The following is an 18,871-nucleotide window of genomic DNA, read 5'->3' as shown; positions in this document are numbered from 1 at the left end:
GCGTTGCCCGCTGTGCAGGCAGCCGAAAAAGTCAGTCAAGCGTGCTCAGCACGCTGCCCACGGCATCAAACAGGCGGTCCAGATCCTCAGGCCGCGCATTGAAAGTCGGTCCAAACTGCAGGGTATCGCCACCAAAGCGAACATAAAAGCCTGCCTTCCAGAGCGCCATACCGGCTTCAAAGGGGCGAATGATCGGATCAGTGCCGCGCGGTGCCAGCTGAATGGCTCCCGCCAGTCCGCAATTACGGATATCCAGTACGTGGTTCGCGCCCTGCAGGCCGTGCAATGTGCGCTCGAAGTGTGGTGCCAGCTCGGCAGCCTGTTGCACCAGCGCGTCGTCTTCAAGCAGTTTCAGGGTGGCCAGACCGGCAGCGCAGGCCACCGGATGCGCCGAATAGGTGTAGCCGTGACCGAACTCGACCGCGTGCTCCGGGGCATTCTGTTGCATGAAGGTGTTGTAGATCTCGCTGGTTGCAACCACCGCCCCCATTGGAATGGCACCGTTGGTGATCTGCTTGGCCAGGTTCATGATGTCCGGGGTGACGCCAAAGTACTCGGCGCCGGTCCAGCAACCGAGGCGACCAAAACCGGTGATGACCTCGTCAAAAATCAGCAGAATGTCATGCTGATCGCAAATTTCGCGCAGACGCTGCAGGTAGCCCTTGGGCGGTACGATGGCACCCGCCGAGCCTGACATCGGCTCAACGATGACCGCCGCGATATTGGAGGCGTCATGCAGCTCAATCAGCTTGAGCATCTCGTTGGCCAGCTCGACACCGCCGGTCTCGGCCATTCCGCGGGTAAACGCCATCCCCGGCTGCAGGGTATGCGGCAGATGATCGGCCTCCATCAACTGACCGAACATTTTGCGATTACCACCAATGCCGCCCAGACTGGTGCCGGCGATGTTCACGCCATGGTAGCCACGGGCGCGACCAATCATCCGCGCCTTGTTCGGCTGGCCCTTCAAGCGCCAGTAGGCACGCGCCATTTTTACCGCCGTATCGGCACACTCGGACCCGGAGTTGGTAAAGAACACATGATTCAAGTCACCCGGCAGTTTGGCAGCAATCTGTTCAGCGAGCTGGAACGACATCGGGTGGCCAAACTGGAAACCCGGTGAGTAATCCATCGTCCCCAACTGTTGGGCGACCGCCTGCTGGATCTCGCTGCGCGAGTGTCCAGCACCGCAGGTCCAGAGGCCAGACAGGCTGTCGTAGACTTGCCGTCCGTCGGCATCGGTCAGCCAGCTGCCTTTCGCAGCAACGATCAGGCGCGGGTCACGATGGAAGTTGCGGTTGGCCGAAAACGGCATCCAGTGCGCATCCAGCTTGAGCTGGCCGGCGAGCTGTTGGGTGCTTTGGTCTTGCATGCTGGTGCCTCACGAAAAGTCGGCAAAAGGCGCGTCTACGCCGGTGTTTTCAATGGCTATACGGTGCCACAGCAAAAGGTATGATAAAACATGACTTTTCATATCTTCAGTTTGGAAATAACTAAACAATGAAATCCCGCCGCCCTGCCCCCCTTGCACAGCTTTCGGATATTGATTTGCGCCTGCTGCGTGTGTTTCGCACGGTCGTCGAATGCGGCGGCTTTTCGGTCGCCGAAAGCGTGCTGGGTATCGGCCGCTCGGCGATCAGCCAGCAGATGAGCGACCTGGAGCAACGTCTGGGCCTGCGCCTGTGCCAGCGCGGGCGCGCGGGCTTTGCCATGACCGAGGACGGCCGCGAGGTCTATCAGGCTGCACTGCAATTGTTCTCGGCGGTGGAAAACTTCCGTACCGAGGTCAATGGTCTGCACCAGCACCTGCGCGGCGAACTGAACATCGGCCTGACCGACAACCTTGTCACCATGCCGCACATGCGGGTCACCGATGCGCTGGCACGTTTGAAAACCCGAGGGCCGGACGTGCGCATACAGATCAGCATGTCCGCTCCGGGCCAGGTCGAACAAGGTGTACTGGACGGTCGCCTGCACGTTGGCGTGATTCCCCAGGTCGGCGCGCTGTCAGGGCTTGAGTACCAGCCGCTGTACAGCGAGCGCGCCGAACTCTATTGCGCTGCCGGCCATCCCCTGTTTGCACTGGAGGACAGCAAGCTGACACTGGAAGAACTGCGCCGCCACGATGCCATCTCTCCCAGCTTTCGCGTACCGGCTGAGGTTCAGCAACAGTTTCAGGCCCTGCGCTGTACCGCCACAGCCTCCGACCGCGAGGGCATTGCATTCCTGCTGCTGACCGGGCATTACATCGGCTATCTGCCGGACCACTATGCGGCCCAATGGGTTGCCAGCGGGCGCATGCGCGCACTTGATCCCACTCGCTATCACTACGACCTGGTGCTGTCTGCAGTCACTCGCAAGGGCAGACGCCCCCATCTGGTACTGGAAAGCTTCCTCGAGGCGCTGGCAGGCACTCCTATCTCCAGCTGACCATTTCCGAGACGGCGAAAAAGCTTGACTCCTTTAAGATGATGGCCGACATTTAATTTAGATTAAAGTCGTAATTTAAAAAGGAGTCCCGCCATGAACAGCTCTCATGCCAGCACCGCACCATCCTCTGCGATCGATAGTGCCTGTCGCGCATTCAGCGTGCCGCAGCGCATACAGGCAAGCAGCCTGGAGCGCGCGCTTCTCTCCCAGGCTCAGCACAGCACCTTCCCCTACGCTGATGGCGACATCTCCGTCTGGAACATGGGTCTCGGCCCGCGCGTGCTGCTGGTACACGGCTGGGACAGCCGCGGCTCACACCTGGCGGCCTTTGTCGAGCCGCTGCTGCGCGCTGGCTTCGCAGTCACCCTCTTCGACCTGCCAGCGCATGGTGATTCTGGTGGAAGTCTCAGCAGCCCGGTGCACGCCGGACGCGCTCTGGCCGCACTGGCAGAACACCTTGGCCCAATCCACGGCGTGATTGCTCACTCGCTGGGGTCGGCAGCCAGCCTTTGGGCGTTTGACCACGGGCTGAGGGTCAACGCCAGCGTACACCTATGTGGCCCTTCCTCGCTCAGCCCCATGCTGCAATTGCAGGCGTTGGGGCATGGACTTACAGCCGAAGAGCAGCGCGAATTCAGCACGTGGGTGGAGCAGCATATCGGCATACCGCCGGCGGAGATGGACCTGCCGGCGCTCAAGCACGGGCTGCGGCACCCGGCGCTGATCATGCACGACCCGACCGACCGTGTGGTGCCATTCGCCGCATCGGCTGACCTGCACCGCCATTGGGCCGACTCCGAACTGGTCGAGCTGGAAGGTCTGGGGCACCGCAGAATCCTGACCGACCCGCAGGTGATTTCACGCAGCTGCGCTCTGCTGAGCGGCACCCACAAAGCCGGAGACCAGGCATGAGCACCTCGACCCGCACGCTGGTACTGCTATCCGGGCTGGCGGCTGTCGGCACACTGTCGACCACCATCATTCTGCCCTCCTTCCCGGCGATGGCCGCATCGCTGAATGCCGCCCCGGCCGACATGGCGCTGACGTTGAGCAGCTTCTTTCTGGTGTTTGCTGTCGGACAACTGCTGGTAGGGCCGCTTTCCGACCGCTACGGTCGTCGGCCGCTGATTCTCGGTGGTCTGACGCTGTTTGTGCTTGGCAGCCTGCTCGGCGCTGGCGCAACCGACCTGAGCACCATGGTGGCCGCCAGGGTGATTCAGGCAGCCGGTGTGTGCGCTGCATCGGTACTGGCGCGAGCGGTGGCACGCGACCTGTATGACGGCCCGCTGCTGGCAAAGGCCTTGGCTTTCATCATGGTTGCCATGGCCGCCGCACCGGGCTTCTCGCCCTTGATAGGTAGCTTGATAGACAGTCAGTTTGGCTGGCGCACCAGCTTTGTACTGGTCGCCGCAGCGGGTTCGGCGCTGATCCTGAGCTACAGCCTGTTGCTGGATGAAACCCGTGCGCCTTCAGCACGCTTGAAGATGACTGTAGCCGGTACAGCAAAGGCCTATATGCAGTTGCTTGGCGACCGCCGATTCGCTCTGCCGGCGCTGTCGGTCAGTCTGGTAATCGGCGGGCTTTATGCGTTCTTTGCATCTGCACCAACGATCATGATACGCGGGATGGGCTACAGCAGCCTGCAGCTCGGTTTGTTCTTTGCCGCGACGGTATTGGTGGTTTTCAGCGCGGGAATACTGGCTCCGCGACTGGCCCAGCGATGGGGCGCCATTCCAGTGGTGATTATTGGCAGTCTGCTTGCGCTGTCAGGTGGTGTGTCGCAGGTACTGCTGCATGAAAGCCAGGATCTGCTGCAATTCAGTCTGGCAATCTGTCTGTTTCTGGCCGGTATGGGCGTGATCAACCCGCTGGGCACCGCAGTAACCCTGCAACCCTTCGCCGAGCAGGCGGGGCTGGCATCATCGTTATTGGGCTTTCTGCAAATGACCGTCGCCGCCATCGGCACCGGCCTGGTCAGTGCCGTTGCCCAGCCACCGTCACTGACGCTGGGCCTGCTGCTGAGCGCAGCCGCGCTGTGCTCGCTGGGTGGATTCTTGCTGTGTTCCGCACACAGCGAGCCACAAATGGCATGAGGCACCTGGGCAAACGCCACCGTCGGTTCCTGGTGACGCTTGCTCGGCCGCCCCCGGTTTAACCTGCGTCAGCTGGCGGCCGGCTCAGCGAAGTCGATCGGCAGCAGCAAGCAAAGCCTGCTCGGTAGCCTCCCAACCCAGACAACCATCGGTGATGGATACGCCGTAACGCAGCTCACCGGACAGTGCCTGACAACCGTCAAACAGATGGCTTTCCAGCATCACGCCACGCAGGCTGAGGTCGCCCGCAGCGCGCTGGGCAACCACATCAGCCAGTACCTCTGGCTGACGCAGCGGGTCCTTGCCGCTGTTGGCGTGACTGCAATCGACCACCAGCGAGGCCGGCATGCCCAGGCGCTCGAGCTCTGCTCGCACCCTCGCTACGGCTTCGGCCTGGTAATTCGGGCCGCCATGACCGCCACGCAGCACAATATGCGTATCCGCATTGCCGGTCGTTTCAACCAGCGCCGGCCGGCCATGCATGTCCATGCCGAAATGCTGATGCGGATGCCGGGCGGATCGCATGGCATCACAGGCAACCGCCACACTGCCGTCGGTCCCGTTCTTGAAGCCAACCGGCAGGTGTAACCCGCTGACCATCTCCCGGTGAATCTGCGACTCGCTGGTACGCGCACCAACGCAACCCCAGCTGAGCAGGTCATCAAGGTAGCTGGCGGCCAGCGGTTGCAGCAGCTCGGTTGCAATCGGCAGACCCAGCTCACTGATTGCCAGCATGGTGCGTCTGGAAAGCGCCAGACCGGCCGCCATGTCACCGCTGCCGTCGAGCTGCGGATCGTAGAGCATGCCCTTCCAGCCAACCGTGGTACGCGGTTTTTCGACGTAGGCACGCATGACCAGCAGCAGGCGATCAGCAACACGACGCTGCAACTGGGCCAGTCGCTCGGCGTATTCAAGCGCGGCGTCGGGGTCATGCAGGGAACACGGGCCGGTAATCACCAGCAGACGGTCATCCTTGCCATCAAGGATGTCACGAACAGCCTGGCGCTGAGCATCAATGGCCTCGGCCTGAGCGTCGCTCAGTGGCAGGCGTTCGCGCAGCTGAGCCGGTGTCGGCAGGGTCTGAGTGCGGCGGGCGGCACTCTTGGTGGTCGGAGCAGCGCTGGCAAGTGCGGTTACAGTGGCAGTCATCTTTTGCTTCCTTAGCCGGGGCGGTCTTGCCGCCGCGACGCTATCTTGGTGTTCGATCGAGTGAATGTCGTGAGGTCAGGGTGCCGAAGCAAAATCGCCAGCTGCAGTAAAAGCGCGGGTTGTAAGAGCGTTGTGCGTACATGGTCATTCCTCAAATCTGCAAAGCCAAATAAAAAACCCCGGTCGGGTAGCCGACCGGGGTTTCTTGATTCTCTGGTGGCGACCCGTCAATTCAGGGCGCCTGTGGGGTATCAGGCGCGCCTTTGGCTAAACCAATACCCAAAATAAAAGTAACCAACCGCCACGCGCGCAGCAGCGACAGCGCGCAGGGCGCTGGCGACAACAATCTGGGCGGAACGGTGTGTCATGGCTTGATTACCTTTAAACAATAACCTGACTCTAACGGATGAGTTGCGCAGGGCGCAACCCCCTTCTGCCTTCAATCATCGACGTTTAGGCGGTGCCAGACCGTCAGACGACGTCACTACCTGCCCTGTCGGCGGACGTGATGGACGCTTGCCCGCCCTCGGCTTCTTCGACTTTGGCGCCGCCTTCTTGCCATCCTTTTTACCGTCTTTCTTTTTCTTGCTGCCAACCGGCTTGCCCGAAGACTTGACCTTTTTAGGCCCCTTGAAACTGCCGGGCACTTCAGCCAGCAGACGACGCTCGAACTGGCGGCGCAGGTAGCGCTCGATGCTCGACATCAGGTTCCACTCGTGCGGGCTGACCAGCGAAATAGCCAGACCTTCGGCACCCGCACGGCCGGTGCGGCCAACCCGGTGCAGGTAGTCGTCGCCACTGCGCGGCATGTCAAAGTTGATGACCCGATCCAGCTCAACGATATCCAGACCACGGGCAGCAACGTCAGTCGCCACCAGAATACCGTTGGCGCTTTGCTTGAAGCGCTCCACCGCCAGATAGCGATCTTTCTGATCCTTTTCGCCATGCAGCACGTAGACGCGCAGGTCCAGTGCCCGCAGCACTCCGTTCAGGCGATCCGCCATGACCCGGGTATTGGTGAAGACGATGGTCTTGCCGTCGCCCTGATTCTGCAACAGCCACTTGAGCATGGCTTCCTTGTGGGCGTTGTCGTCCGCAGGAATAACTTGCTGAGTGATACTCGGCGTGTCGTCGCGTACGGAGTTCAGCTCAAGAATCTGCGGCTCGGAAAGAACCGAGTCGATCATGCGCTGCAGACCGCGATTACCCTTGGTGGCGGAAAACAGCATGGTCTGGCGCTCGCCCGGGCAGGCGTCAGCCAACTTGCCCACATCCTCGGCAAAGCCCATATCCAGCATGCGGTCCGCTTCATCCAGCACCAGAGTCTGCACACTGCCCAGATCTAGATTGCCCGCTGTCAGTTGCTCGAGCGCGCGTCCCGGAGTGGCCACCACAATGTCCGGATTCTTGCGCAGACGCGCCGCCTGGACGCGGAAATCTTCGCCGCCGGTAACCTGCTCAGCCTTGATAAAGGTGAACCTGGCCAGCGCAGCAAAATCCTTCGAGACCTGACGGGCCAGTTCGCGCGTGGGCACCAGGATCAGAGCGCGGGGCGCGAGCGGCTTGCTTTCGTCTGCCAGCAGGCGTTGCAGCATGGGCAGCACGAACGCGGCCGTCTTGCCGCTGCCGGTCTGGGCGATGACATAAAGGTCCTTGCCTTCAATGGCAGGCGGAATAGCTGCAGCCTGAACCTCGGTAGGTTGCTGAAAGGAAAGCTCGGCAAGCGCCTTGAGCAGACGCTCGTGCAGATCAAATTGGCTGAACAATGAAGTCACTCTGAAGTTCGGGAATTAACAAAGCCGAAGTTTAGCAGAGTGAAGGACGAAGCTCCCTGTCGGGAGCGAACCGGAGACAAAAAAAGGGGATATCCGAAGATATCCCCTCAAACCCAAACGTTTACAGCAGCATCAGAACTTAACGGATACCCGAAGCACGCAGGGCAGCCGGTGTGAACTGATTGTAGGTCGGTACATAGGTCAGGTCTGGAGCGGAGACCTCTTCCGTGTACATACCCAGTGCGATGTAACGACCTGCCAGCAGGTCATACAGCGTTTCCAGCGAGTAACCCGGGATCTGGTAGTCGTAGTTGAAGGACAGGTGACCTTCACCTACACGCCACAGAGTACCGCGACCATCGTAGTGATCGGCCAGGGTGATCATCCAGGAGTCTTCGTCAACAAAGAAATTACGCTGAGCGTAAATGTGACGCTGACCTGCCTTGACGTTGCCCTGAACTTCCCATACGCGGTGCAGCTCGAAACGGGTGAATTCCGGGTTGACGTGACCAGCTTGCAGAACGTCGGCGTACTGGGTGCCACGCTCGGTCAGCTTGCCGCTGTTGTACGGAATGTAGATTTCCTTCTTGCCAACCAGGGTCCAGTCATAACGGTCAGGTGCACCGTTATACATGGCGAAGTTGTCAGAAGTACGCATACCGTCAGACGCGGTACCCGGGCCGTCGTAGGCAACCTGCGGAGCACGACGTACACGGCGCTGACCGGCGTTGTATACCCACGCCATACGCGGCTCTTTCAACTGATCCAGGCTATCGTGAACCAGCAGTACGTTACCTGCCAGACGGGCCGGAGCATTCACACGCTGCTTGAAGAACAACAGGGTGTTCGGCATGGTCGACTCGTCGACGTCAGGCATCAGCTGCGGGTAACCCACTTCCTCTTCCAGCTTGATCAGCGTGAAGGATCCGTTGGTTTGCGGCATGGCCTGCATGTACCAGCGATGAGCGTTTACGCGATAGCGGGTGTTGTGGTTCCAGACAACCTCGGCACCGGACTTCGGAATCGGGAACGCAAAGGTTCCGTGGCTGAAGTTGGAGATGCCGTCACCGCCGTTGACCAGCTTGGCCTGACCGGCAGTTGCCTTGACCTGATCGTAGACAGACTGCGGATAGCCGACAGTACGCTTGCTCTGGTAGACCGGCATACGGAAGGTTTCAGGATAACGCTCGAACATGGCGACCTGACCCGGGGTCAGATTGTCCTTGTACTGCTGGTAGTTCTGAGCGGTGATCACGAACTCCGGCTGCTCACCAGCGAAGGGGTTCTCGTAGAAGTGATCTTCCAGTTCCTTACCGGCATCACGCGGCAGACCACCGGTCCATTCCGGAATGGTGCCCGCAGCATTGCCGGCCTTCTCTGCACCGATCGGTGTCAGGGAAGTACCCAGCTGATCGATTTCAGCCTGGGTCAAGGTTTGCGCCATTACAGAGGATGCCATCAGGCTCAGGGCCAGACCGCCGACACCCATCAGAGTTTGTTGCATACGCATATTGTTATTTCTCCTTATGGCCTGTCTGATCAGAAGCTTACGCTGAAGCTGACGGCCGCGAAGTCACGGTCAACGTTAGTGTTGTACTTACCGTCGAAGAAGTCGGTGTAGCTAATGTTAGCGCTGTACTTGTTCGCATAATCTGCGGTCAAACCGACGCTGACAGCCTTGCCGTCTTCACTAAAGTTCGGACCATAACCCTCTACGTCATGCGACCAGGACAGACTCGGACTCAGGTTGATACCAGCAAACACGTTGGAGTAGTCCAGAGAGGCGCGAAGGCGATAGCCCCAAGAGTTACTAGTGTAAAAACCGTCAGTTTCACACCAATTGTTTGTTGCGCTGGTAACAGGGCAGGTACCATTAGCCTGAGGGCTCATGCCAAAAAGAGAATCACGACCGTAGAAGGTGCCGCCATTTTCGTGATCAATGCCTTCGATATGGTTGAATCCGACCTCACCAACCAGAGCAAGACGACTGGCACCCAGCACGCGTTCAATGAATTTGATCGCTGTCACTTGTGCTTGATAGAAACCCTTGCGATCGTAGCCGGGGTTGACATTCCCTTCGAAGCTGTCACGACCGACAACCGCAGGATTCCCCTGGAGAGCAGATACGCTCATGTTACCGGTGGTGATCTGCATTGGCATATTGGGACGGTAGCTGATTTCACCACCCAGTGATGTACCCGCAACGCTTGTCTGGAAGCTCAGACCGTAGAGGCGAATGTCTTCAGGATACTCAAAGAAGTAGCCGGCACCGCCAGTCAGGCCACCCAAACCAGCTCCAGCACCAATTTTGTTGCTGTAGATAGGCGTACGACTATGGTAGTTCATAGCGTAGAAGCCAAACTCGGAGTCATTCAACTCTGGCACAAACCAGCGGAATGCAACACCGAACTGGCCCTCATCTTTAGCTTCTTCGTCCTTACGATCTCGGTATATCACTCGGCCATCAAGGCTGGGATCACCTTGAGGAGCGTCGGCACCGCCGACCACCAGGCGGTCTACGCAACCCGTCGCAAGAGTATCTGAACCAAAGAAGGTACCGCAGTTATCAATCGCAGAGGGATGCCACTTGAGCTGATAAAATGCCTCCATGCTGAGATTATCAGTGAGGCCCTGAGAGATATACAGCATCTCGACCGGCAGCAGACCTTCCTTGATTTCAGCGCCCGGGCGACGGAAAGCAGCCACGTCAATCGGGTTGATGGAGTTGATGGAGTTACCGATAAAGGTAGACTCACCCCAGCTCACTACCTGACGACCCAAACGGATGTTGCCGGGATTATTACCGATAAAATAGTTGTGGTAGACGAAGGCATCCAGCAACGCAACGCCTGCACCCTTGACCAGCGGCGGACGGCCAGAGTCGTCAATATCGTAGTAGTTCTGGTGGCCGTCTTTGGTCGCAAAATCGTACCAGTACTTACCGCGAATAAATGCACCAGAATCGCCGTAGCGAAGCTCGAGGTCGTGTACACCGCGGAAAATTTTGGAGAAAACGTCCCCGGAGCTGTAATTCAAGCGACCATCATCAGATGTCCTTGCAGCTGCCTCGCCACCCGAACCGGTATGGATAAAGCGCTTATCAGCGTTCTGAGTAGACACACTCATACCCACCGACACCTGCGAATCCAGCTGCGCTTCCACGTCACCGATATTGAAGTTAACTGCCCCAGCCGATCCAGAGAAACTGGCCAGACCGATTGCCAGCGGCAATGCGGCAAGCGACCAAGCATGCATTTTTTTTGTCATTGTGCTGCTCCGTTAGATTTGAATCATGGGTTCAAGACGACGCGAGCCGTCTAGCACCGGAACCAAGTCTGTCACGAGATCGGAACGCGATTTGGCCGATTCGGACGAGTTTTTTGGCCGCTAGGGACATTCACGTGCTGAATACCCTTGATCCAAAGCCCGCAATTATCCGTTGCATAATTTTGCACAATAGGACTTTGTGTTTTATTGTTAACGCCAGTTGCAGTCGATCAAAATAATAAAATTCAGGCGCCAAAGCCCATGACTTCACAGAACCATGCTCTTTCCTCGGAGCGCGTGCACGAACGCTGCTTCTGGGCACAGGGGATTGCCCAGGGGCTCGAACTGTACGGCAAAACAGTCCGCGACCTGCCCGCTGACCTGCGCCAGCATTGCAAGCCTTCAGACCTCAGCCAGATGCACATCAGCCAGAGCGATATGAACCGTCTCTGGAACGCTGCGGCCAAGCTGTCCCAGGATGAGTGCTTCGGCCTGCGTATGGGCCGCCACTATCAGTCCAACACCCTCTCCCTGCTGGCGCTTTCCGCCGCCTCCAGCGAAACACTGGGCGAAGCCATTCAGCGCCTGATCCGCTTCATGCCGATTTTCAGCAGCCAGGTTCAACTCTACTCGGTAGAGGATGATCAGTACCTCACGTTGTACTTCCAGCCGCGCGGCAACCCGCATCCACTGCATATGGAAGCGGTGATGAGCCAATGCAACAAGATCTGGGAAGGGCTCGGCATCGGACGGGCCTCGCTGATGCTGGAAAGCCGCCTCACTGGCGAGCACGAACGCAACCGGGACCTGTGCGAGACACTGCTCGGCAACCGGGTTCGCCTCGGCGCCAAGCGCATGTCATTCCGCCTTAACCGGAGCCTGCTGCGCACGCCCCTGCCCAATGCCGATGCCTTCCTGCGCAAGCGCCTGGACGCGTCCCTGGAAGACATGCTCAGCGACCTGCCCAACCTCGACTTTGCGGAACAGGTCAAACAGCGCATCCGGGTTCTGGTGTCTGAACGGGAGGTATCTGAAGAACTGGTGGCAACACCATTCAACATGAGCCCGAGGCACCTTCGCCGCAAACTCAGCGAGACGCGAACCACCTACGAGAAATTGCTGGATGAGGTTCGAATGGAGCTTGCCATTCGCCTTATAAAGGAAGGGAAACTGAACCTGGGCCGTATTGCCTTCGAACTGGGCTTTCTTGACCCCAGCAGTTTTACCCGCGCATTCCGACGCTGGACAGGCATGAGCCCAACCAGCTTTCGCAGCCAGGCAAAGCAAAGCGCCGTACCCTCCTGACACCGACCCCAGGCCTGCATCAGGGCTTGGCATGACGAGCTAGCCAGCGTTGACGGACGCGACATGTCGCGTCCCTACGCAGGAGCTGCACTCACCCGGCCATCCTGCCGGGCACCCGCCACATTCCCGACTCAGCTCCAGCCCCATAAACAAAAAAGGGAGCCTTGCGGCTCCCTTCCTGTACTGCGATCAGCTCAACTCAGCGAACGCCGGATGCACGCAGTGCTGCCGGAGTGAACTGGTTGTAGCTCGGGTCGAAGTCGTACTGCGGTGCAGAGTTCTCTTCGGTGTACATACCCAGAGCAATGTAGCGGCCTGCCAGCAGGTCGTACAGGGTCTCGAGTGCATAACCCGGGATCTTCTGCTGGTAGTTGAAGCCGAGGTGGCCTTCACCCACGCGCCACAGCGTGCCGCGACCATCGTAATGATCAGCCATGCTGATCATCCAGGAGTCTTCGTCAACAAAGAAGTTACGCTGAGCGTAAATGTGACGCTGACCCTGCTTGACGTTACCCTGCACTTCCCATACGCGGTGCAGCTCAAACCGGGTGTGATCCGGATTGATGTGACCAGCCTGCAGAACATCAGCGTATTGAACGCCCGGCTCGGTCAGCTTGCCACTGTTGTACGGAATGTAAATTTCCTTCTTGCCAACCAGGGTCCAGTCGTAACGGTCAGGTGCACCGTTATACATGGAGAAGTTGTCAGAAGTACGCATGCCGTCAGAGGCGGTACCCGGGCCATCGTAGGCAACCTGCGGAGCACGACGTACACGGCGCTGACCGGCGTTGTACACCCACGCCATGCGCGGCTCTTTCAGTTGATCCAGGCTGTCGTGAACCAGCAGTACGTTACCTGCCAGACGGGCCGGCGCATTTACACGCTGCTTGAAGAACAGCAGAGTGTTCGGCATGGTCGATGCATCAACATCGGACATCTGCTCCGGATAACCGACTTCCTCTTCCATCTTGATCAGGGTGAAGGAGCCGTTGGTCTGCGGCATTGCCTGCATGTACCAGCGGTGCACGTTCAGGCGATAGCGGGTGTTGTGGTTCCAAACCACTTCAGCACCGGACTTCGGAATCGGGAACGCGAAGGAGCCATGAGCGAAGTTGGAGATACCATCGCCGCCATTGACCAGTTTGGCCTGACCGGCAGTTGCCTTGACCTGGTCGTAAACAGATTGCGGGAACGCGACGGTACGCTGGCTCTTGTACACCGGCATACGGAAGGTTTCCGGGTAGCGCTCGAACAGGGCGATCTGACCGGGAGTCAGGTTGGCCTTGTACTGTTCCAGGTTCTGGGCAGTGATCACAAACTCGGGCTGCTCGCCCTTGAACGGATTCTCCAGGAAGTTGTTCGGCAAGGACTGACCGGCATCTGTCGGCAGACCACCTGTCCAGGCCGGGATAGTCCCGGAAGCATTACCAGCCTTCTCTGCACCGATCGGCGTCAGGGAAGTACCCAGCTGATCAATTTCAGCCTGGGTCAAGGATTGGGCCATGACGCTTGAGGCCATCAGGCTGAGTGCCAGACCGCCGACACCCATCAGAGTTTGTTGCATACGCATAGTGTTACTCTCCTGTGGTCCGTATTAGAAGCTTACGCTGAAGCTGACGGACGCAAAGTCACGGTCAACGGCGGTGTTGTACTTGCCGTCGAAGAAGTCGGTGTAGCTGATGCTGGCGTTGTACTTGTTACCGTAGTCCGCATTCAGCCCAACGCTGATAGCCTTGGCGTCTTCAGTGAAGTTCGGGCCATAGCCTTCAACGTCGTGCGACCAGGACACATTCGGGCTCAGGTTGATACCGGCGATAACGTTGCTGTAGTCCAGCGACGCGCGGATGCGGTAACCAGAAGACCAGGAGGTGTAGAAACCATCGTTCTCACACCAGCTTGCCGCATTCGGGGATCGACCCGGTGCAGCAGTACCCTCGTTGGAGGAACACTGGCCGGCCGGCAAAGCGCCCAGACCGGTATCGCCATCGACGAATGGGCTTTGACCAAACAGCGAGTCACGACCAAACTTCACGTCACCCAGACCACCGATATAGTTGACGCCGGCTTCGCCGACCAGAGCCAGACGACTTGCGCCCAGGACACGATCAAAGAACTGAATTACGCTGACCTGAGCCTGCCAGAACTCTTTACGCTGATAGCCTGGAATGTAGGTTCCCGGAGCAACATCCGCGTAATCGCGGTGAGTATTGTCGGCACCCAGCTGCAGCGCTGTACGGCTCATATCACCTGTGTTGATCTGCATCGGCATATTGGGACGGTAGCTGATTTCACCACCCACTGACGCACCAGCCACGCTGGTCTGGAAGCTCACGCCGTACAGACGAATATCTTCGGGATATTCAAAGAAATATCCGGCAGCACCGAGTGTTCCATCAAGACCAGGTGTCGGAATTCCATTGTTGAACGGACCAGCCAGATCGCCAGCAATGTTGGAGTAAATCGGAGAGCGGCTATGATAGTTCATAGCGTAGAAACCGAACTCAGAGTCGTTCAGCTCAGGTACAAACCAGCGGAACGCAACGCCGAACTGCCCCTCGTCCTTCGCCTCACGATCCTTCTCGCTGCGGGCGATGTAGGTGAAATTAGGCTGTTCACCCTGCGGGAAGTCTGTTCCGTTGAAGACCAAGCGATCAATACAGCCCTTCGCCAAGGTATCCGAACCAAAGAAGGTGCCACAGTTGTCGAGAACGGTCGGAGCCCACTTGAGCTGATAGAAAGCTTCCATGCTCAGGTTTTCGGTCAAGCCCTGAGACAGATAAAGCATCTCGACCGGCAGCAGCCCTTCCTTCAACTCAGCTCCCGGACGGCGCAGAGCGGCAACGTCAATCGGGTTGATGGAGTTGATGGAGTTCTGAATAAAGGTGGACTCACCCCAGCTTACAACCTGACGGCCGAGGCGGATATTGCCGGGATTGTTGCCGATAAAGTAGTTGTGATAGATGAACGCGTCGAGCAGCGCTACGCCGGAAGCTTTCTGAAGCGGATCACGACTTGAATCGTCGATATCATAGAAGCTCTGGTGGCCATCCTTGGTTTCAAAATCGTACCAATACTTACCACGGAAGAATGCGCCGGAGTCGCCGTAGCGCAGCTCAAGGTCGTGAACACCGCGGAAAATTTTGGAGAAAGCATCACCGGAACCGTAGTTCTGGCGACCATCGTCAGAAGTCCGCGCTGCTGCTTCACCACCGTTATTTACAGAGATAAAGCGCTTATCAGCGTTCTGAGTCGAAACGCTCACACCCACGGACAGCTGAGAGTCCAGTTGGGCTTCGACTTCACCGATATTGAAAGCGACTGCGTTTGCAGCGCCCGAGAAAGTGGCCATGCCAATCGCCAGAGGCAATGCGGCAAGAGACCAGCAATGCATTTTTTTTGTCATTGTGCTGCTCCGTTTGGGTGACATGAACTCACGCACGACCTGTGCGTGTTCAAGGCTCCCGCAGTCTGTCACGAGGCCAGCACGAAAGACTTGCCCCATACGGCCAACATACTTGACCGGAAAGGACATTCATTTGATGAATTGACACTATAAGCATGAGCAGATGTCGCTGTATCAGGCTTCCGCCCGGGCCTGGCAACGCCTCTAAATACTCTGAAGCTCCCTAATTAAAGGGAATCTTGTCATCCTCAAGCAGCCTTTCGCGACAATTTCGCCAAACCCCACCCAGCCTGGCAGACACAAAGCAATACATCACCAAGAAAAAAAGCCAACAACGCAGCCAATACATTAACTGCAACATAATTTTGCTCTGCGGAACTGCGCACAGGCTTTTCCCGCTCGGATTTATCGCTATACTGCCCGGCGATAAAGACAAAATGCTGTTTTGTCACAACAAGAATGGATCAGCGTCTCGATGCTCGAATACTCAAGCTCAGATTCCTTCGCGCGGGTGCGCGAAAGTGCTTTCTGGTTGCGCGCCATGGAACAGGCACTGAAACAGTATGGCGTCTCACTGGGCAGCTCCAGCCAGCTGGCTCCCTGGATAACGCTTCCAGTAGGCCAACCTCAGTTCGTCGATCAGGCACTTTGTTCCCACGGCTGGAGCGAAGCCCTGAAAGTCTCGGAAGATCCCCACTTCGCCTTGCGCATGCATCGGGTGTTTGTGCCAACACCATTCGCCACCCTCGCCCTGGCAGCAGCGGCCAGCGAGCATATCGAAGCGGCACTGACATTGCTGACCCGTTTCTTCAGCCTGTTCAGCATTCAGCTGAAACTGATGTGCGAACCCGATGACGAAGGCATTGCGCTGACACTGCGCCCGATTGGCAGCCCCCACCAGCAGCACGTGGAAGCGGTGATCGGCTATCTGGCCCGCTATTTCAATCGCCTGGATCTGGATGACCAGGGCCTGGTGCGCAAGCTGCAGCTGGTGCGCGCAGATGAAGACCCGGAGGGCCAGCGGCGCCTGTTTTCCCGCAACACAGTAGAGTTCGGTGACGACTACCGACTGGTTCTGGATCGCCGCCTGATGCACAAGCCACTCGCCACCTCCAGCCCCTTCATCCTGCCGAGGCTGATCGAGACCCTGGAAGCGATGCAGGCTGTGCTGCCCAGCCACGCGCTGAGCGAACAGGTCAAGCGTCGTATCCATCTGCTACTCGGCTCAGGCGACATCAGCGCTGAACGGGTAGCTGCGCCGCTCAACATCAGTCCGCGCCATCTGCGCAGAAAGCTCAGCCAGGAAGGGACCAGCTACGAGCAACTGGCCGACGACGTGCGCCGCGAAGCTGCCCTCCGCATGATCAGCGACGGCCAGCTTTCGCTTACCAGCATTGCCTACGAGCTGGGCTTTCTGGACCCCAGCAGCTTTACCCGCGCCTTCCGCCGCTGGACCGACATGAGCCCAACTGCCTATCGACGGGCTCTGAGCAAACGCTGATCAGGCTTCCGGCTTGATAAAAAGTAGTGTCATGCGATCGCTTTCTCCCGTGGCCAGGTAGTGCGCACGCTGCTCGTTACCAAGCCGAAGGGTGGGCGGCAGAGTCCAGACTCCCTCCGGATGATCAGCAGTATCCCGCGGATTCTGGTTTACCGGGCTAACAGAGAGGAGTTCAAAACCGGCGTTGGCTGCCAACTCGCGTACCTTTTTTTCGGTCACGTAGCCGGAATCAACCATCTGCTCCAAACTAGTATTTACCTTCGCGCGATGCTCTACGAGCCCAAGCAAACCGCCCGGCTTGAGTACAGCAAAAAATTTTTCAAACATCACCTTGGCCTCGCTTTCTCCCGCAGCGAGCCAGTTATGCACGTTGCGAAAAGTCAGCACCCGGTCCGCACTACCCGGTTCGGAAATGGCCAGGTCAGGGTCGTAATTCAGGGAGGCGAGTTGCACCCGGTCGTAACGCTCAGGATGCTCTGCCAGCTTCGCCTCGAACTCGGCACGGGAACGCCGGAAAAAGCCGACGTCACTCTCCGGGTCAAAATGCGCGGCAATCAGCTTCCCCTTGTCACGCAGAAGCGGCGCCAACACTTCGGTGTACCAGCCACCGCCGGGCCAGACTTCCACTACAGTCTGCTCGGGGGTCACGCCGAAAAAGGTCAGGGTTTGCTCGGGGTTACGATAGGCGTCGCGCGTAACATTGGTGATGGTACGACCATTGTTGCCAACGGCAGCACGAATCGCTTCCACCTGCGTCTGGTCAAGCTGTGGCGGAGTTGTCCCTGTCGGCGGCTGAGCCTGAACAGTGGCGGCACTTAGCAGCAAGGCATAAGCTAGTTTTCGCATGATTCCCCCTCTGTAAGCGGATTTTATAGAAGCGTGAATAAGAGACTGAGATCAGTGGGCATAGTTCAGCCCTGTAACAGATGCGCATTAACTGCATCTAATATGTAACCAACGAGGAGATGCCGTGCGCGACACCCTGCCCTTACTCAATCAGCTGGACTTTCCATCGCTTCGGCGCAGTGCACTCGAAACGCTACAGGTAAATCTCACCTACCGCTGCAACCAGCGTTGCCTGCACTGCCATGTCAACGCCGGACCAGCCCGCACCGAGGCCTTGTCGGACGAGCTGATCGAGCTGCTCTGTGACGTCATTGACGCTCATCCGGTCAGCACGCTGGATCTGACCGGCGGCGCGCCGGAGATGCATCCGCAGTTTCGCACCTTGGTCGCCCGCGCCCGCGCCGCAGGGCTTAAGGTGATCGACCGCTGCAATCTGACCATCCTGTCCGAACCCGGCCATGAGGATCTGGCGCAATTCCTTGCCGATTCGGGCGTCGCGATCTCCGCCTCCCTGCCCTGCTATTCGCGCGACAACGTCGACAGCCAGCGCGGCGACGGCGTATTCGAGCGCAGCATCGTCGGGCTCAGGCAGCTGAACGCGCTGGGCTACGGCCAGCCAGGCAGCGATTTGGAGCTGAATCTGGTCTACAACCCGCAAGGCCCCAGCCTGCCGCCGCCGCAACAAGCGCTGGAAGCGGACTATAAACAGCACCTGCAGGAAGACTTCGGCATCCAGTTCAACCACCTGCACACCATCACCAACCAGCCGATTGCCCGCTTCGGCAGCACGCTGGTCAGCCGCGGTCAGTTCAACCAGTACATGCAGCTGCTACGCGACAACTTCAGCCCAGGCAACCTGCCCGGTCTGATGTGTCGCAGTACCGTCAGTGTCGACTGGCGCGGCTATTTATACGACTGCGATTTCAACCAGATGCTGGAGCTGCCCATGCCGGTACTGGCGTCGGACCGTCCGCACCTGCGTGATCTGCTCAACGCCGATCTGCCCGACCACCCCATCGCCACCCGCGACCACTGCTTCGCCTGCACCGCCGGACAGGGCTCCAGCTGCGGCGGCGTTCTCAATACAAACTGATCAGGGACA

Annotated in this window: 14 protein-coding genes; 6 read left to right on the top strand and 8 right to left on the bottom strand. The window is 58.4% G+C overall.

Features of this window, described 5'->3' with window-relative positions; genetic code table 11:
- Positions 1 to 31: 31 nt before the first annotated feature.
- Complete coding sequence (aptA, locus tag B7O88_RS03145) at positions 32 to 1,372, bottom strand: omega-aminotransferase AptA (RefSeq protein WP_088273722.1); 1,341 nt, start codon at positions 1,370 to 1,372, stop codon at positions 32 to 34.
- Positions 1,373 to 1,500: 128 nt separating this feature from the next.
- Between aptA and B7O88_RS03140 the strand changes: the two genes are divergently transcribed.
- From B7O88_RS03140 to B7O88_RS03130, 3 genes are all read left to right on the top strand, one after another.
- Entirely contained in the window at positions 1,501 to 2,430 is a 930-nt protein-coding gene (locus B7O88_RS03140; protein WP_088273721.1) for a LysR family transcriptional regulator, read from the top strand.
- A gap of 93 nt (positions 2,431 to 2,523) precedes the next feature.
- A complete protein-coding gene (locus B7O88_RS03135; RefSeq protein ID WP_088273720.1) occupies positions 2,524 to 3,342 on the top strand; it encodes an alpha/beta hydrolase in 819 nt (272 codons plus the stop codon).
- The gene (locus B7O88_RS03130) at positions 3,339 to 4,523 is read left to right on the top strand and encodes a multidrug effflux MFS transporter (protein WP_088273719.1); all 1,185 of its coding nucleotides are present in this window, start codon (positions 3,339 to 3,341) and stop codon (positions 4,521 to 4,523) included. The genes B7O88_RS03135 and B7O88_RS03130 overlap by 4 nt, the downstream gene beginning before the upstream one ends.
- Before the next feature lie 84 nt (positions 4,524 to 4,607).
- Here B7O88_RS03130 and B7O88_RS03125 read toward each other — a convergent pair whose 3' ends face one another.
- The 4 genes from B7O88_RS03125 to B7O88_RS03110 form a co-directional block, all read right to left on the bottom strand.
- A complete protein-coding gene (locus B7O88_RS03125; RefSeq protein WP_088273718.1) occupies positions 4,608 to 5,672 on the bottom strand; it encodes a 3-deoxy-7-phosphoheptulonate synthase in 1,065 nt (354 codons plus the stop codon).
- Between the two features lie 443 nt (positions 5,673 to 6,115).
- On the bottom strand, positions 6,116 to 7,438 hold the full coding sequence (locus B7O88_RS03120; protein WP_088273717.1) for a DEAD/DEAH box helicase: 1,323 nt from the start codon (positions 7,436 to 7,438) through the stop codon (positions 6,116 to 6,118).
- A gap of 148 nt (positions 7,439 to 7,586) precedes the next feature.
- On the bottom strand, positions 7,587 to 8,951 hold the full coding sequence (locus B7O88_RS03115; protein ID WP_088273934.1) for a DUF1329 domain-containing protein: 1,365 nt from the start codon (positions 8,949 to 8,951) through the stop codon (positions 7,587 to 7,589).
- A gap of 35 nt (positions 8,952 to 8,986) precedes the next feature.
- On the bottom strand, positions 8,987 to 10,714 hold the full coding sequence (locus B7O88_RS03110; protein ID WP_088273716.1) for a DUF1302 domain-containing protein: 1,728 nt from the start codon (positions 10,712 to 10,714) through the stop codon (positions 8,987 to 8,989).
- Between the two features lie 261 nt (positions 10,715 to 10,975).
- On the opposite strand from B7O88_RS03110, the gene B7O88_RS03105 reads away from it, so the two are divergent.
- The gene (locus B7O88_RS03105; RefSeq protein WP_088273715.1) at positions 10,976 to 12,019 is read left to right on the top strand and encodes a helix-turn-helix domain-containing protein; all 1,044 of its coding nucleotides are present in this window, start codon (positions 10,976 to 10,978) and stop codon (positions 12,017 to 12,019) included.
- Between the two features lie 199 nt (positions 12,020 to 12,218).
- Here B7O88_RS03105 and B7O88_RS03100 read toward each other — a convergent pair whose 3' ends face one another.
- Both B7O88_RS03100 and B7O88_RS03095 read right to left on the bottom strand, forming a co-directional pair.
- Positions 12,219 to 13,583 (bottom strand): DUF1329 domain-containing protein, encoded by a 1,365-nt coding sequence (locus B7O88_RS03100; protein ID WP_088273933.1) that lies wholly within the window; start codon positions 13,581 to 13,583, stop codon positions 12,219 to 12,221.
- Positions 13,584 to 13,613: 30 nt separating this feature from the next.
- The gene (locus B7O88_RS03095) at positions 13,614 to 15,422 is read right to left on the bottom strand and encodes a DUF1302 domain-containing protein (protein WP_088273714.1); all 1,809 of its coding nucleotides are present in this window, start codon (positions 15,420 to 15,422) and stop codon (positions 13,614 to 13,616) included.
- A 541-nt stretch (positions 15,423 to 15,963) separates the two neighbouring features.
- Between B7O88_RS03095 and B7O88_RS03090 the strand changes: the two genes are divergently transcribed.
- Positions 15,964 to 16,923 carry a helix-turn-helix transcriptional regulator gene (locus tag B7O88_RS03090; RefSeq protein WP_160003133.1) on the top strand — a complete coding sequence of 320 codons (960 nt, stop codon included), beginning with the start codon at positions 15,964 to 15,966 and terminating at the stop codon, positions 16,921 to 16,923.
- On the opposite strand, the gene B7O88_RS03085 is transcribed toward B7O88_RS03090, so the two are convergent.
- A complete protein-coding gene (locus B7O88_RS03085; RefSeq protein WP_088273712.1) occupies positions 16,924 to 17,769 on the bottom strand; it encodes a class I SAM-dependent methyltransferase in 846 nt (281 codons plus the stop codon).
- A 124-nt stretch (positions 17,770 to 17,893) separates the two neighbouring features.
- On the opposite strand from B7O88_RS03085, the gene arsS reads away from it, so the two are divergent.
- On the top strand, positions 17,894 to 18,862 hold the full coding sequence (arsS, locus tag B7O88_RS03080; RefSeq protein ID WP_088273711.1) for an arsenosugar biosynthesis radical SAM (seleno)protein ArsS: 969 nt from the start codon (positions 17,894 to 17,896) through the stop codon (positions 18,860 to 18,862).
- The last annotated feature ends 9 nt before the right edge of the window (positions 18,863 to 18,871 follow it).

Origin of the sequence: Halopseudomonas aestusnigri (assembly GCF_002197985.1) — a bacterium.
GTDB classification, from domain to species: Bacteria; Pseudomonadota; Gammaproteobacteria; order Pseudomonadales; family Pseudomonadaceae; genus Halopseudomonas; species Halopseudomonas aestusnigri.
The sequence above is the reverse complement of the archived record's forward strand: the minus strand, read 5'-3'. Positions and strand labels throughout refer to the sequence as shown.

Coding starts and splice junctions, on each gene's coding strand:
- B7O88_RS03135 (WP_088273720.1), top strand. CDS start 2,524: ATGAACAGCTCTCATGCCAGCACCGCACCATCCTCTGCGATCGATAGT.
- B7O88_RS03130 (WP_088273719.1), top strand. CDS start 3,339: ATGAGCACCTCGACCCGCACGCTGGTACTGCTATCCGGGCTGGCGGCT.
- B7O88_RS03105 (WP_088273715.1), top strand. CDS start 10,976: ATGACTTCACAGAACCATGCTCTTTCCTCGGAGCGCGTGCACGAACGC.
- aptA (WP_088273722.1), bottom strand. CDS start 1,372: ATGCAAGACCAAAGCACCCAACAGCTCGCCGGCCAGCTCAAGCTGGAT.
- B7O88_RS03110 (WP_088273716.1), bottom strand. CDS start 10,714: ATGACAAAAAAAATGCATGCTTGGTCGCTTGCCGCATTGCCGCTGGCA.
- B7O88_RS03115 (WP_088273934.1), bottom strand. CDS start 8,951: ATGCAACAAACTCTGATGGGTGTCGGCGGTCTGGCCCTGAGCCTGATG.
- B7O88_RS03140 (WP_088273721.1), top strand. CDS start 1,501: ATGAAATCCCGCCGCCCTGCCCCCCTTGCACAGCTTTCGGATATTGAT.
- B7O88_RS03125 (WP_088273718.1), bottom strand. CDS start 5,672: ATGACTGCCACTGTAACCGCACTTGCCAGCGCTGCTCCGACCACCAAG.
- B7O88_RS03100 (WP_088273933.1), bottom strand. CDS start 13,583: ATGCAACAAACTCTGATGGGTGTCGGCGGTCTGGCACTCAGCCTGATG.
- B7O88_RS03095 (WP_088273714.1), bottom strand. CDS start 15,422: ATGACAAAAAAAATGCATTGCTGGTCTCTTGCCGCATTGCCTCTGGCG.
- B7O88_RS03090 (WP_160003133.1), top strand. CDS start 15,964: ATGGAACAGGCACTGAAACAGTATGGCGTCTCACTGGGCAGCTCCAGC.
- B7O88_RS03085 (WP_088273712.1), bottom strand. CDS start 17,769: ATGCGAAAACTAGCTTATGCCTTGCTGCTAAGTGCCGCCACTGTTCAG.